Origin of the sequence: Massilia sp. TS11, from assembly GCF_022012445.1 — a bacterium.
Classification (GTDB): domain Bacteria; phylum Pseudomonadota; class Gammaproteobacteria; order Burkholderiales; family Burkholderiaceae_D; genus Telluria.
Window position 1 is genome coordinate 246,742 of record NZ_JAKLTS010000004.1, and the last position, 14,268, is coordinate 261,009.

The 14,268-nt window shown below is 61.0% G+C and carries 14 protein-coding genes; 9 read left to right on the forward strand and 5 right to left on the reverse strand.

Going from position 1 to position 14,268, the window contains the following annotated elements; all coding sequences use genetic code 11:
• Positions 1–4: 4 nt before the first annotated feature.
• Genes LZ005_RS08350 through LZ005_RS08360 form a run of 3 tightly spaced genes read right to left on the reverse strand, consistent with a single transcriptional unit; the run spans position 5 to position 2,059 of the window.
• Entirely contained in the window at positions 5–994 is a 990-nt protein-coding gene (locus LZ005_RS08350) for a sulfate ABC transporter substrate-binding protein (RefSeq protein ID WP_237806587.1), read from the reverse strand.
• 26 nt (positions 995–1,020) lie between these two features.
• Positions 1,021–1,242, reverse strand: coding sequence for a molybdopterin-binding protein (locus LZ005_RS08355; RefSeq protein ID WP_237806589.1), 222 nt, complete (start codon positions 1,240–1,242; stop codon positions 1,021–1,023).
• Positions 1,243–1,249: 7 nt separating this feature from the next.
• A complete protein-coding gene (locus LZ005_RS08360; protein ID WP_269106587.1) occupies positions 1,250–2,059 on the reverse strand; it encodes a class II glutamine amidotransferase in 810 nt (269 codons plus the stop codon).
• Between the two features lie 151 nt (positions 2,060–2,210).
• Between LZ005_RS08360 and LZ005_RS08365 the strand changes: the two genes are divergently transcribed.
• On the forward strand, positions 2,211–3,035 hold the full coding sequence (locus LZ005_RS08365; protein ID WP_237806593.1) for an EAL domain-containing protein: 825 nt from the start codon (positions 2,211–2,213) through the stop codon (positions 3,033–3,035).
• A gap of 18 nt (positions 3,036–3,053) precedes the next feature.
• Here LZ005_RS08365 and LZ005_RS08370 read toward each other — a convergent pair whose 3' ends face one another.
• The gene (locus LZ005_RS08370; protein ID WP_237806595.1) at positions 3,054–3,350 is read right to left on the reverse strand and encodes a hypothetical protein; all 297 of its coding nucleotides are present in this window, start codon (positions 3,348–3,350) and stop codon (positions 3,054–3,056) included.
• Between the two features lie 82 nt (positions 3,351–3,432).
• Between LZ005_RS08370 and LZ005_RS08375 the strand changes: the two genes are divergently transcribed.
• The 8 genes from LZ005_RS08375 to kdpE all read left to right on the forward strand — a co-directional run bounded on the left by LZ005_RS08375 (position 3,433) and on the right by kdpE (position 12,999).
• Positions 3,433–3,699 (forward strand): DUF6500 family protein, encoded by a 267-nt coding sequence (locus tag LZ005_RS08375; protein ID WP_237806597.1) that lies wholly within the window; start codon positions 3,433–3,435, stop codon positions 3,697–3,699.
• A gap of 438 nt (positions 3,700–4,137) precedes the next feature.
• Positions 4,138–4,875 carry a TorF family putative porin gene (locus LZ005_RS08380; protein ID WP_237806599.1) on the forward strand — a complete coding sequence of 246 codons (738 nt, stop codon included), beginning with the start codon at positions 4,138–4,140 and terminating at the stop codon, positions 4,873–4,875.
• Positions 4,876–5,063: 188 nt separating this feature from the next.
• Positions 5,064–5,153 (forward strand): potassium-transporting ATPase subunit F, encoded by a 90-nt coding sequence (locus LZ005_RS08385; RefSeq protein WP_237806600.1) that lies wholly within the window; start codon positions 5,064–5,066, stop codon positions 5,151–5,153.
• The gene (gene kdpA / locus LZ005_RS08390) at positions 5,153–6,958 is read left to right on the forward strand and encodes a potassium-transporting ATPase subunit KdpA (RefSeq protein WP_237806602.1); all 1,806 of its coding nucleotides are present in this window, start codon (positions 5,153–5,155) and stop codon (positions 6,956–6,958) included. The genes LZ005_RS08385 and kdpA overlap by 1 nt, the downstream gene beginning before the upstream one ends.
• An 11-nt stretch (positions 6,959–6,969) precedes the next feature.
• Positions 6,970–9,042: a potassium-transporting ATPase subunit KdpB gene (kdpB, locus tag LZ005_RS08395; protein WP_237806604.1), complete on the forward strand. Its 2,073-nt coding sequence runs from the start codon at positions 6,970–6,972 to the stop codon at positions 9,040–9,042.
• An 11-nt stretch (positions 9,043–9,053) separates the two neighbouring features.
• A complete protein-coding gene (kdpC, locus tag LZ005_RS08400) occupies positions 9,054–9,629 on the forward strand; it encodes a potassium-transporting ATPase subunit KdpC (protein ID WP_237806606.1) in 576 nt (191 codons plus the stop codon).
• A 3-nt stretch (positions 9,630–9,632) separates the two neighbouring features.
• The gene (gene kdpD / locus LZ005_RS08405) at positions 9,633–12,311 is read left to right on the forward strand and encodes a two-component system sensor histidine kinase KdpD (RefSeq protein WP_237806608.1); all 2,679 of its coding nucleotides are present in this window, start codon (positions 9,633–9,635) and stop codon (positions 12,309–12,311) included.
• A complete protein-coding gene (kdpE, locus tag LZ005_RS08410; RefSeq protein WP_237806610.1) occupies positions 12,304–12,999 on the forward strand; it encodes a two-component system response regulator KdpE in 696 nt (231 codons plus the stop codon). Before kdpD ends, kdpE begins: the two co-directional genes overlap by 8 nt.
• Here the strand turns inward: kdpE and nhaA are convergent.
• Positions 12,996–14,150, reverse strand: a complete 1,155-nt coding sequence (gene nhaA, locus LZ005_RS08415) for a Na+/H+ antiporter NhaA (RefSeq protein ID WP_237806612.1) — start codon at positions 14,148–14,150, stop codon at positions 12,996–12,998. The two genes, kdpE and nhaA, sit on opposite strands and share 4 nt — an antisense overlap.
• Between the last annotated feature and the right edge of the window lie 118 nt (positions 14,151–14,268).

Genomic DNA, 14,268 nt, shown 5'->3' on the forward strand with positions numbered 1-14,268 from the left:
GGCGCTATTTCGATTGGTAGATGCGGTCGAACTCGCCGCCGTCATCGAAGAAGCGGCTTTGCGCCAGCTTCCATGATCCAAATACTTCCTCGACGGTGAACAGCCGAATTGCAGGAAAATTGGCGGCGTACTTTCGCGCGACTGATTCACTGCGCGGCCGTAAGAAATGCTTCGCGATGATCTCCTGCCCCGCCTCCGAATACAGGAAATTCAAATAGCCGACTGCGGGTTTGCGCAGGTCCAGCCGGTCCACCACTTTGTCGACAACAGCGACCGGCGATTCAGCCAGGATGGAGATCGGCGGATAAACGACGTCAAAGTTATCGCCGAATTCACGTCGCACCAGCTGCACTTCGTTTTCGAAGGTGACCAGCACATCGCCTATGCCGCGCTGCGTAAAAGTGGTCGTGGCGCCGCGCCCGCCGGCATCGAGCACGGGCACGTTCTTGAATATCTTCGTGACCGTCTCGCGGGCCTGCGCATCACCGCCGCCGGCTCTGATCGTTGCGCCCCAGGCCGCCAGGAAGGTATAGCGGCCGTTGCCCGAAGTCTTGGGGTGCGGGACGATCACCTTGATACCGGGCCGCGCCAGATCACTCCAATTTGCCAGCTGCTTCGGATTGCCCTTGCGGACGAGGAAAACCATGGTCGAATAAAACGGCGAGGCATGGTGCGGAAAGCGCTGGCGCCAATCCTGCGTGACGAGCCCGCGCTCGACCAGAATATCGATATCGGGCGCCTGATTCATGGTCACGACCGAGGCATCCAACCCATCGGCCACCGAGCGCGCCTGTTTGCTCGATCCGCCATGGGACTGATTGACCGTGACAGTGTCACCGGTACTGGCCTTCCAGCTCGCGGAAAAGGCGGGATTGATGTCTTTGAAAAGCTCGCGCGTGACGTCATACGAGGCGTTGAGCAGGACCTTATCAGCAGCCTGTGCAGGCAAATGCAGAAACAGGCCGATCAGAATTAGCGGTAGAAAGCGATACATCGGTCATTCCCTATGTCGAAGCGTGTTTAGTCGTCGAGCTTGGCGATGGCCACGTCGGTCGACTTAATCAGGGCAATGACTTCATTGCCGACTTGCAGCCCCAGATCCTCCACCGACCGGGTAGTGATCACCGATGTGACGATGCCGCTGGGCGTTTCGATATCGACTTCGGAGACGACCGGACCGAGAATGATCTCTTTGACCCGGCCACGGAACTGATTGCGTACATTGATGGTTGTCGTTTTCATGGAAATTTTATGAGCTGATAAGAAGTGAGGCGGGCTGCCTGAAGGTCGAGGGATCGCGCAGGCGCCCGCCATGAAACAGCAGCAGCTCGGCGGATGGCAATGGCAGCCAGGATTCGTCGTCGGTCAGGGCCTCGGTGGCGATCACCGACATGCGGTCGTCCAGGTGATTGACATGGCCGAGCATGACGACCGAGCCCGTATCGCGCGAACATGCACTTTGAAATGGATAGGCGCGCTCCACGCAATACAGTCGCGTAGTCGCATGGGCGAACATGACCAGGCCATCGGACAGCAGGAAATTGAAAGAGCCGTGGCGCGCGATTACCGCCACCTGTTCCGACAGAGCGGCATGCAAGGCTTGCACATCGGGCGGCTGCACTCCCCAGCGCGCGTGCAAGTGGTTCAACAGATAGCAGAAGGCGCGCTCGCTATCGGTATTGCCGAATGGCGCAAATGGGCCGCGCATCACCGGCACAAATCCCTTCAGATCGCCATTGTGCGCAAACGACCAGGACCGGCCCCAAAGACGACGCACGAAGGGATGACAGTTTTCGCGGGCGACTGCACCCTGCGTCGCTTTGCGGACATGTGCCACGATGTTCCGCGCGCGGATCGGCGCCTCGCGCAAGGCCGCGGCGATCGGTGATGCGGCCGCGGCCCGCTCCTCGACAAATAAGCGGCAGCCTTCGGCCGTATGAAACGCGATACCCCAGCCATCGGCGTGATGGCCGGTGCGCCCGCCGCGCTCACAAAAGCCGCTGAAGCTGAAGTTCAGCGCCGCCGGTTTCAGGCTATTCATTCCCAGCAATTGACACATATGCCCCTCGGATTTGCTACCGGGGCTTATCGTGCCAGCCAAAGCGCGGGCACGAAACGAATCTTTTTGCGCTTGCTTATGCCAGAAAATTCGTTCTATCGCCGGCCAGCGGCGGCTTAATCTGCGGGGGATTTATTCATTGGGCGAGGTTATGAAGCACCCCATTTTGCAGGCCTATCTGGAAAGACTGGCTAATGCGGCAGGCACGAACTCCAGCCTCTGGCGCGCACCTGATGGCGTCACGCAGGGCCGCTTTTTCAAGGCGACACTCACGAGCGCATTTCAGCCGATCCGCAGTTTCGATGGCGGTAAGCTGCTGGGATTTGACGCCCTCGTGCGCAGCGGGCCAGACGGCGCGGCCGGTCTGTCGCCGTTCAAATTATTGGACGGCGCCGCCAGCGAAGAGGAATCGATTCACCTCGACCGCCTGTGCCGGACCCTCCATGCCATCAATTTCTTCCGCCAGGCCGATGAGCAATCGGGCGAGCTCTATCTGCGCGTGCATGACCGCTTGCTGGCGGCCGTGGACAGCAATCACGGTTACGCATTCCTGCGCATTTTGCAGGCGCTGGAATTGCCGATACATCGCATCGTCCTGGCATTGCCGGCCACCAGCCCCACGCAGGCCTGGCTGCTCAATTACGTGGCGGATAACTATCGGCGAAATGGCTTCCGTCTGGCCGTGCAGGCAGCGTCGATCGCCGGTGCCGCCGACGCGGTGGAGCGCATCCGGCCCGCCGCCATCAAGCTGGACGCCAGTATCGTGAGCGACCCGCTGGCGCTGCGGGATCTGATCTTGGCTTGCCGCAGCAATGCGGCCAGATTGATTGTAAAACGGGTGGAATCGCTGGCCACGCTCGATCAATTGGCGCTGGCCGCAGAAGGGGCGGAGACGAGTGTGGCAGTGCAAGGCTTTGCAATTGGCGCGGCCAATGCCGAGTTGCTTGGCGCCGCCCCGCTACCGGCAGCGGCCTGATCGCCAAAGCCGCCCGCGCTATTCGTTGGGATTATTGCGGCACATGAATTTGCACATCTTTTCATGTTCCTCTTTGTGCATTTCAAGCTCATCCTGCTCTTCTTTTTGAATGAGCTTCAGTTTGTCCGGGTCAGACTCTTTGCTCAGGCGATCGCGGATATTCTTCAAGCGTTCGTCCGACTTTGCCTTTTTCGGATTGGCAGGATCGACACTCAAGCAGCGACGGGTGCATTCCTGCTTCGTTGTCGGAATTGGGTCCGCCCAGACGGGAAGAACGAATGAAAGGAGTGCAATTAAGCTAGCGTGCTTTAGCATGTAGAAAGTAAGTTCATTAGCAATGATGACCGTGGGACGCCAGTTTAGGGACGGCCCTCCGCGACGCAGGTCGAAGACTGAAATGAAATTACTTTATTGGCAAGCTTGTATATTTATTCAACGCGGACAGTATGAAATGAGAGATGAATTAAGAAAAAAATTCATTGCGGTTTGTGACCAAAAAATCGCGAAGAAGGGAGCTGATGTCGGCCTATCTTTTTACGCGTTTTTCAGCAACAAGAATGACAACCCCGAATTACTGATGGAAGCCGCTGAATGGTGGATCCGCGAACACAAACTGGACCATTTTGAAAAGGCCACAAAAATTAAGCGAATGCTTCAAGGGTAAGAACCTTGGGGAACGCCTGAACTCGAATTCGATCTGACAGTGAAGGTAGACAAAGCGGGCACGGTCAGATCGCAACTCCTTCGAACAACGCGCGCGTTCCAGAAACGAAAAACCCAGCAAGCTCTTTCGATCTTGCTGGGTTTTGTATTTTGGCGGAGAGGGTGGGAGTCCCATCCCCTAGTAAATCAGCCTTTCCGTCGTTAGGAGGCCCCCAAAAAGGCCCCCAACATCATAGGCTTGATCTGCTTCTTCCCAGACATTCACAACAAGAAATTCCGCCAACTTCCGCGTTTTCGACCTGCTCCCCAATCCTACCATTACCCGACGGTCGCAGGTACTTGCAGCCCGTTTACACGCCTGACCGCGATCTTTACGCCTTCTTTATGCGTGTTTCCCTAAGCTGGCGCCATTGTCCTCACACTGCAATGGAAATCCAGTATGTCATTCCTGCTCTCAGCCGCCCTGCTCGCAGCCTTTGTCGCCGAGCCCGAACCCAACGCAAACGAAACCGAATTGAGTCTCAACCTCAGCCTGGTGAGTGAATACCGCTATCGCGGCATTTCCCAATCGCGTCTGAAACCGGCAATTCAAGGCGGCGCTGACTTCACGAACAAAGCGAATGGTCTTTACGCCGGAGCGTGGTCATCGACCATTCGCTGGACCAAAGATGCCGGCGGCGGCGGCAATTCAGAACTCGACCTATACGGCGGCAAGCGCGGCAACCTGAGCGCGGGTCTCACCTACGACGTCGGTGCGCTCAGCTATGTTTATGCTGGAAATGGCTTGGCCAAGGTAGCAGGTTCGGCAAATGCAAATACGACCGAAGTCTACGGCCAGCTCGGCTATGGCACGGTCGCCCTCAAGTATTCGCAAGCCGTCACCAACCTGTTCGGTTTCGCCGACAGCCGCGGCAGCTCTTATCTTGACCTATCCGCCAATCCCGAACTCGGATCGGGCTGGAGCCTCAACCTGCACGCGGGCCATCAACGTGTCGCGCATAACGGCGCCGCCAGCTACGCCGACTGGAAAGTGGGCGTCACCAAGGATCTCAGCGGCCCCACGCTAAGCCTCGCCTGGATAGACACCAACGCGTCCCGGGCCGCCTATACCTCGGTGGCTGGAGGCAAATTCCTGGGCGACGGCCGTCTCGTCCTGAATCTAACCAAGACTTTCTGAGCCCGCGTTTACGCCGCGTTTACACGCAAGGCATCACTGTTTACGGCTTTTATCACCGGGACTCATTAGCCTGAAGGTATCGCCCCATCGGAGAACCACATGGATCTGATCTACCTCGCCGCCATCGGCGCCTGCCTCGCGCTGACCTGGGCCATGGCAGCGGCCTGCGCCAAATTAGGAGGCAAACAATGAACCTCATCTATCTCGCCAGCGGCATCGCGGCAAGCGGCTTACTGCTCTACCTCTTGTATGCCCTGATCTACGCGGAGGAGCTGTGATGTCGACCGAGGCACTTTCACTGCTGACCGCTTTCCTGGCTGTGCTGCTGCTTCTGGCCTGGCCGCTCAGCATCCTTCTGACGCGGGTGGCCGAAGGCGGCGCCATCCCGGGTCTGCGCTGGCTGGCACCCGTCGAACGCCTGCTCTACCGCCTCGCCGGTGTACAGGCCGAGCAAGGCATGGGCTGGAAGACGTATGCGCTCGCCCTGCTGGTCTTCAACGCGATTGGCGCCGTTTTCGTCTACGCCATTCAACGCCTGCAGCACCTGCTGCCTTTGAATCCGCAGGGCATGCCCGCCATCAGCCCCGACTCGGCCTTTAACACGGCGATTTCCTTCGTCAGCAATACGAACTGGCAAGGCTACGCCGGCGAACAAGCCATGAGCTACTTGAGCCAAATGCTCGCATTGACCGGCCAGAACTTCTTCTCAGCAGCGACCGGCATTGCCGTGGCCTTCGCGCTGATTCGCGGCCTGGCATCGCGCTCGGCCCAACACATCGGCAACTTCTGGACCGATCTCACGCGCATCACGCTGTATGTGTTGACGCCTTTGTCCTTGGTATTGGCCGTGTTCTTTGTGAGCCAAGGCGTGATCCAGAATTTCTCGCCCTACAAAGACGTCCAGCTGATCGACCCGGTCACGTACACCCAGCCCAAGCTTGGCTCCGATGGCAAGCCGCTCAAGGATGCGCAAGGACAGCCCGTCACGGAAACGCTAACCGCACGCACCCAGGCTTTGGCCATGGGGCCGGTCGCCTCGCAAGAAGCGATCAAAATGATCGGCACCAATGGCGGTGGCTTCTTCAATGCCAACTCGGCCCACCCGTTTGAGAATCCGACGGCGCTAAGCAATTTCGTCCAGATGCTGGCCATCTTTTCGATCCCGGCGGCACTGTGTTTTTGCTTCGGCCGCCTGGTCGGCGACCAGCGCCAAGGCTGGGCCGTGCTGGGCGCGATGACCCTGATCTTCGTCCTCATGACCAGCGTCGTGATGATCGCCGAACAGCAGGCCCATCCCGCCCTGAGCGCGCTGGGCATCGATCAAGCACCCGGGGCATGGCAATCGGGCGGCAATATGGAAGGCAAGGAAGCCCGATTCGGCATCCATGCCTCGGCCCTGTTCGCCGCCATCACGACGGCAGCATCTTGCGGCGCCGTCAACGCCATGCACGATAGCTTCCTGCCCCTCGGCGGCGCTGTTCCTCTGGTCCTGATTCAATTTGGCGAAGTGATCTTTGGCGGGGTGGGCTCGGGCCTGTACGGCATGCTGATTTTCGCCATCCTCGCCGTATTCATCGCCGGCCTGATGATCGGCCGCACGCCTGAATACCTCGGCAAGAAGATCCAGGCTTACGAAATGAAGATGAGCTCGATCGCCATCCTCGTCACGCCCATCCTGGTCCTGACCGGAACGGCAATCGCCGTCCTCTGCGATGCGGGCAAGGCGGGCGTGGCCAATCCGGGCGCACACGGATTCAGCGAAATCCTGTACGCCTTGAGTTCGGCCGCCAACAACAACGGGAGCGCCTTCGCCGGCTTGTCGGTCAACACCCCGTTCTACAACGTCCTGCTGGCCCTGGCGATGTGGTTCGGCCGCTTCGCGATGATCGTGCCCATCCTGGCCGTGGCCGGATCGCTGGCCGCCAAACCGCGTCTTGTCACCACCAGCGGCACCATGCCGACCCACGGCGGCATCTTCATTGGCCTGCTGGTCGGCGTGGTCGTGCTGGTCGGCGTCCTCAACTACGTTCCTGCGCTCGCGCTCGGCCCGATCGTCGAGCACCTGCAGCTGTTCGCCCGCTAATGGAGCCTGTCATGTCCTCATCTTCCCAAGGTTTGCGCCTGTTCGATCCGGCCCTGATCGGTCCGGCAATCGGCGAATCTTTCAACAAACTGCACCCAGCAGTCCAGCTGCGCAGCCCAGTGATGTTTGTCGTCTATGTCGGCAGCATCATCAGTACCCTGCTCGCCATTCAGGCGGCCAACGGCCATGGCGAAGCGCCCTTCGGCTTCATCTTGACGGTCGCGCTCTGGCTCTGGTTCACGGTCCTGTTCGCCAACTTTGCCGAAGCCCTGGCGGAGGGCCGCAGCAAAGCCCAGGCCGCATCGCTGCGCGGCTTGAAGAAGGCAGCACTGGTCAAGAAACTGCACGAGCCGAAACACGGCACCACCTGGCTGCCCACGACCGGCAACGAGCTGCGTGTCGGCATGCATTTCCTGGTCGTGGCCGGCGACATCATCCCCATCGACGGTGAAGTGGTCGAAGGCGTCGCCTCTGTCGACGAGAGCGCGATTACCGGCGAATCGGCGCCCGTGATCCGCGAATCCGGCGGCGACTTTTCCTCCGTCACCGGCGGCACGCGCGTGCTGTCGGACTGGCTGGTTGTCCGCGTGACCGTCAACCCGGGCGAGACCTTCCTCGACCGCATGATCGCCATGGTGGAAGGCGCCAAACGCCAAAAAACGCCCAACGAAATTGCATTGAGCATCTTGCTCGTTGCGCTGAGCATCGTCTTCCTGATCGTCACCCTGACGCTGCTGCCCTTCTCGCAATATGCGGTGGAAGTGAGCCAGGCGGGCAAGCCGATCACGGTCACGGCCTTGATTGCCCTGCTGGTCTGCCTGATTCCGACCACCATCGGCGGCCTGTTGTCAGCCATTGGCGTCGCCGGCATGAGCCGCATGATGCAAGCGAATGTCATCGCGACGTCCGGCCGCGCGGTGGAAGCGGCAGGTGACGTTGATGTGCTCTTGCTCGACAAGACGGGCACGATCACGCTTGGCAATCGCCAGGCGGCCGCCTTCCTGCCGGCCCCCGGCGTCAGCGAACAAGAATTGGCTGACGCGGCGCAGCTGGCTTCGCTGGCGGACGACACGCCCGAAGGCCGTTCAATCGCCGTGCTGGCCAAGCAGCGCTTCAATATCCGGGAACGCGAGCTGGCCGGCATCGACCATGTGTTCGTTCCGTTCTCTGCCCATACCCGCATGAGCGGCATCGATCTGGGCCAGCGGCGCGTACGCAAAGGCGCCATCGACGCGATGCGCCGCCACGCCGAACAAATGGGCCAAGCCTGGCCGGATGAAGTGGGCCGGGCGGCGGACGACGTGGCCCGGCGCGGTTCGACGCCACTCATCGTGTCGGACAATGGCCGCATCCTCGGCGTGGTGGAGCTCAAGGATATCGTCAAAGGCGGCATCAAGGAGCGTTTCGCCGAATTGCGCCGCATGGGCATCAAGACCGTCATGATCACCGGTGACAACAAGCTGACGGCAGCGGCCATTGCGGCCGAAGCGGGCGTCGATGACTTCCTCGCCGAAGCCACGCCAGAAGACAAGCTGAAGCTGATCCGCGGCTATCAGGCCGAGGGACGCTTGGTGGCGATGACGGGCGACGGCACCAACGACGCGCCGGCGCTGGCTCAAGCGGATGTGGCCGTCGCCATGAATTCCGGCACCCAGGCGGCGAAAGAAGCGGGGAACATGGTCGACCTCGACTCGAATCCGACGAAGCTGCTTGAAGTGGTCGAAATCGGCAAGCAAATGCTGATGACGCGCGGCGCATTGACGACCTTCTCCATCGCCAACGATGTCGCCAAATATTTCGCCATCATCCCCGCCGCCTTTGTCGCCACCTACCCCAGCCTGCGCGCGCTGGATGTCATGCACCTGGCTAGCCCGTCCTCGGCAATCCTGTCGGCGGTGATCTTCAATGCCTTGATCATCGTGGTCTTGATTCCGCTGGCCCTGAAAGGCGTGCGCTATCGCGCGATCGGCGCCGCCGCCCTGCTGCGCCGGAATATCTGGATCTATGGCGTCGGCGGTCTGCTGCTGCCTTTCGCTGGCATCAAATTGATCGACCTGGCCCTGTCCACCCTGGGGCTCGTCTGAAAGGAAACACCATGCCCACCCTCCTCCGTCCCGCCCTGACGCTGTTCGCAACCTTGAGCATGCTGGTTGGCCTCGCCTATCCGCTGGCCGTGACCGGCATCGCGCATGCGGCCTTCCCGGACCAAGCCGGTGGCAGCCTGATCCAACGCAATGGCCAGCCCATTGGATCGCGCCTGATCGGCCAGGCTTTCACCTCGCCGCGCTATATCTGGGGCCGCCCGTCGGCGACCACACCAATGCCGAACAATGGGGCGGGCTCGGGCGGTTCCAACCTCGGGCCCCTCAATCCGGCCCAATTGGACGCTGTCCGCGCCCGCTTGGCTGCGCTGCACGAAGCCGATTCGGACAATCGCGCAACAGTGCCGGTCGACCTTGTGACAGCCTCGGCCAGCGGTCTCGATCCCGACATCAGTGTCGCCGGCGCCCGCTACCAGGCGGGCCGGGTCGCACGCGCGCGCGGCCTGCGTGAAGCGGATGTGCTGGCCCTGATCGAGCAGCAGCGCAGCACACGCGTGGCCGGGGTCTTTGGCGAGCCGCACGTGAATGTGCTCGAATTGAACCTCGCCCTCGACGCCCTCAAGCCCTAAGCCATGGCTGACCCGACCCGCCCCGATCCGGATGCCTTGCTCGCGCAAGTCCAGGCCGCCGAACAGCGTGCTGCACGCGGCGCCTTGCGCATCTATTTCGGCGCATCGGCCGGGGTGGGCAAGACTTATGCAATGCTCAGCGCCGCCCGCAAGCTCAAGGCAGATGGCACGGATGTGCTGGTCGGCGTCATCGAAACCCATGGCCGCACCGAGACCGCCGCCTTGCTCGATGGCCTGCCGATTCTGCCCTTACGCGAGATTCCTTACCGCGACAAGGTCTTGAAGGAATTCGATCTCGATGCTGTTCTGGAACGCCGTCCGCGCCTGGTCTTGGTCGATGAGCTCGCGCACAGTAACGTGGCGGGTTCGCGCCATCCTAAACGCTGGCAAGACGTCGAAGAGTTACTCAACGCCGGCATTGACGTATTCACGACGGTCAACGTTCAGCACCTGGAGAGCCTGAACGATGTCGTCGGCGGCATCACCGGTGTTCGCGTCGCCGAAACCGTACCCGACAGCATTTTCGACGCGGCCGAAGAAGTCATCGTCGTCGACCTTCCCGCCGACGAGCTGCTGGCACGCTTGAAGAGCGGGCGCGTCTACCAGGCGCCACAGGCCGAAAGGGCCGCGCAGAATTTCTTCCGCAAGGGCAATTTGATCGCGCTGCGCGAACTGGCTTTGCGCCGCACGGCCGACCGCATCGAAGACGACGTGCGCGCCTACCGCGTCGAGCAGTCGATCGACACGATCTGGAAAACTGGCGCCGCCTTGCTCGCCTGCATCGGCCCCGGACCCGAAGGCGAGCACGTCGTACGCAGTGCTGCCCGCTTGGCCGGGCAACTGGGCATGGACTGGCATGCCATTTACGTGGAGACGCCGCGTTTGGCTCAACTTCCGCGCGGCCGCCGAGAGGCCCTCCTGCAGCAGCTGAAGCTGGCCGAATCCTTGGGCGCAAAGACGGCCGTCTTGAGCGGCGCCGATGTCGCCGCCGCTGCCGTCCGCTATGCGCGTGGCCACAACCTGTCAAAGATCACATTGGGACGGAGCCGTCAGCGCTGGCGCAGCGAGGGATTGAACCGGCGCCTGGCACGCATCGCGCCAGAACTGGACCTGATCGAAGTCGGCGCCAGCCTGGCCAGGCCGGTGCCGCCCGAGCCGGCCGAGGATGAAGGCGCACCGCCAGCGCGCTGGAGCGCCTATCTGATCGCCGCCTTGGCTGCCTTGGGCACGGCTTTGGTCGCGACGCCCATGCTGGCGGTGCTGGACCTGGCCAATATCGCCATGCTGTTCCTGCTGGTCGTGGTGCTGGTCGCTGTACGTTTGGGGCGGGGACCGTCCGTGCTCGCCACCTGCGTCAGTGTCGCCTGCTTCGACTTTTTCTTCGTGCCGCCGCGCTTTACGTTCGCGATCTCCGACCTGCAATACCTGGTGACCTTCGGCGTCATGCTGATCGTCGGCCTTATCACCGGACATCTGACGGCGGGCCTGCGCTTTCAGGCCCAGGTTGCCGCCAGCCGCGAAGCCCGCTGGCGTGCCCTATACGAATTTGCGCGCGAATTGTCCGGTGTACTGCAATCCGAGCAGGTGTTCGAAATCACCCAGCGCTTCATCGGTCAGGCTTTCGGCGCCCAAGCCGTCTTGCTGCTACCCGACGACGCGGGGCGCTTGCAGCCGCCGCCGCCCGGCACACTGCCCGCACCAGACGCAGGCATCGCACAATGGGCCTTTGATCGCGCCGAAGCAGCAGGCTTCGGCACTGACACTCTGCCTGCCAGCCCCTTGTTCTACCTGCCTCTGGTCGCCCCGATGCGCACCCGTGGCGTGCTAGCGGTGGCGCCCGGCGCCCAGCGCTGGCTGCTGATCCCGGAACAACGGCAACAGCTGGACACCTTCGCCACCCTGGCCGCGATCGCGCTGGAACGAGTCCACTACGTCGAGGTCGCGCAAGGCGCCCTGGTGAGTATGGAATCCGAGCGTCTCCGCAATTCACTGCTGGCCGCCCTGTCACATGACCTGCGCACGCCGCTGACGGCGCTCGTCGGTCTGGCTGAATCACTGGCGCGCACGCCAAACAGTCTCAACGCAGAACAGCAGCGCTCGGCTGTCGCCGTCCATCAGGAAGCGCAACGGCTCGCGGCCATGGTCGCCAATTTGCTCGACATGGCGCGTTTGCAAAGCGGCGAGATCAAACTGAATCTGCAGTGGCAGGCCCTGGAAGAACTGGTGGGCTGCGCCCTGCATCAAGAAGCGGCACTGCTGGCCAAGCACCACGTGGTGACCGACATGCCACCGGATCTGCCGCTGGTGCACGCCGACGCCGTCCTGATCGAGCGGGTGTTATGCAATTTGCTGGAGAACGCCGCCAAATACACGCCAGCGGGCGCCACGGTCGGCATCGGCGCTGGCGTCCGAGGCAAATGGATCGAACTGCGCGTATGGGATAACGGCCCCGGCCTGCCAGCTGGACAGGAACAAGCCATCTTTGAAAAATTCACGCGCGGCGAACGCGAATCGGCCAAACCGGGCGTTGGACTGGGCTTGTCGATTTGCCGCGCCATCATTGAGGCCCATGATGGACAGATCCATGCCCAAGCGCGCCCCGAGGGCGGCGCCCTCTTCGTCATCTGCTTACCGGCCGGCACGGCGCCCGATCTCCCTACTCAGGAAATAGAACATGATTGATAGCGCGCCCACCGCCTTGCTGGTGGAAGACGAACCGCAGATCCGCCGCTTTGTGCGCATTGCACTTGAAGCGGAAGGCTGGCAGGTGCACGAATCCGAGGGCGGCAAACGCGGCCTGATCGACGCCGGCACACGCCAGCCCGACCTCATGATTGTCGATCTGGGCCTGCCGGACATGGATGGCGTGGACTTGATCCAAGAGGTGCGCAATTGGTCGCCTGTGCCCATCATCGTGTTATCGGCCCGCGCCGGAGAAACGGACAAAGTGAGAGCGCTCGACGCCGGAGCCGACGACTACCTCACCAAGCCCTTCGGGGTCGCGGAATTGTTGGCGCGGGTACGCGCAAGCCAGCGCCGACAGCGTCAGCCAGCTGCCGATGCCGGCGGGATCGTGCGCTTCGGAAAAGTCTGCATAGACACGCGCGCACGCCTGGTCACCCGCAGTAGCGAGCGCGTGCATTTGACGCCGACCGAATACCGCCTTCTGTCGGTCTTGGTAGGAAACGCGGGTCGCGTCATGACGACAAGCCAATTGCTACGCGCCGTCTGGGGACCAGGTCAGTCGGACCACAGCCATTACTTACGCATTTACATGGCTCATCTGCGCCACAAACTGGAGGACGATCCCGCCCAACCACGCCATTTGCTAACGGAAATCGCAGTCGGATACCGTTTGATGATCGACTAGGAATCGGCCACAAGGGGGCGAATGCGGTTCAACCAGAGCCAGCCAATTATCCCTGCGGCCAATGACGCCGCAAGAATCATCAACTTCGAGGCATTGATCACATCCGGCGCAGCGGCAAACGCAAGATTGGCGATGAAGATCGACATGGTGAATCCAATCCCGCCGAGCATGCCGGCGCCAAGAACATGGCGCCAGCTCACGCCGGACGGCAAAGCGCAAAAGCCAGCCGCAACAGCCAGAAAGCTGGCCAGCGCGATTCCGATCGGTTTGCCCAAAACCAGTCCGGCGAGAATGCCCAGGCTGTTAGGCGTCAACAAGCCAGATTGCCAATCATCCGCCAGCGTTATGCCTGTATTGGCCAATGCGAAAATAGGCAAGACAAAAAATGCCACAGGCTTATGCAAAATATGCTCAAGGCGGTGCGAGGGCGAGGCTTCGTCTTCGGCGCGCGATGAGAACGGTATGGCAAACGCCAACAACACGCCGGCTATGGTCGCGTGCACGCCGGACTGCAACATGCAATACCACATCGCCACGCCGCCGAGGAGATAAGGCCACAAGGCTATTACACGCCCCAGCCGGTTCAAGCTAATCAGCACCATGAACAAAGCCAAGGCGAAAGACAGCCAGATGGCTTGCACCCCGTGCGCGTAGAACACGGCAATAACGATGATGGCGCCAAGATCGTCCATTACAGCGAGCGCCGCAAGAAACACTTTGAGTGCAGGTGGAATCCGGGAACCCAGCATGGCCAACGCACCCATGGCGAAAGCAATATCAGTGGCCATCGGAATGCCAGCACCACCTTGCGTCGGACTACCATGGTTTAAGGCGAAATGGAAAGCAGCGGGCACCAGCATGCCGCCAAGGGCCGCAACGATGGGCAGCATCGCTTGCCGAACTTTGGAGAGCTCACCCACGTACAGTTCACGCTCGAGTTCCAAGCCAACCAGCAGAAAGAACACGGCCATCAAGCCGTCATTAATCCATTGCTCAAGCGCCATACCGGCGATCCGAGCATGCCAAAGACCCAAGTACGTGGGCGCGACGGCCGAATTGGCGAGGACAAGCGACAAGGCCGTGCAAAAGATCAGTACCACGCCGCCAGCGCGTTCAGACTCAAAAAAACGGACAAAGCTGTTAGTGAGCATCAATTCACCTTGGAGTCTAGACAAGGCGCAATTGTAAAGTACACATTTCGTGGTCATGAATCATGGCCGGGATTCCTATTTCGGGGCTTCGGGCCACCAATGCCGATATGAGGCCCCC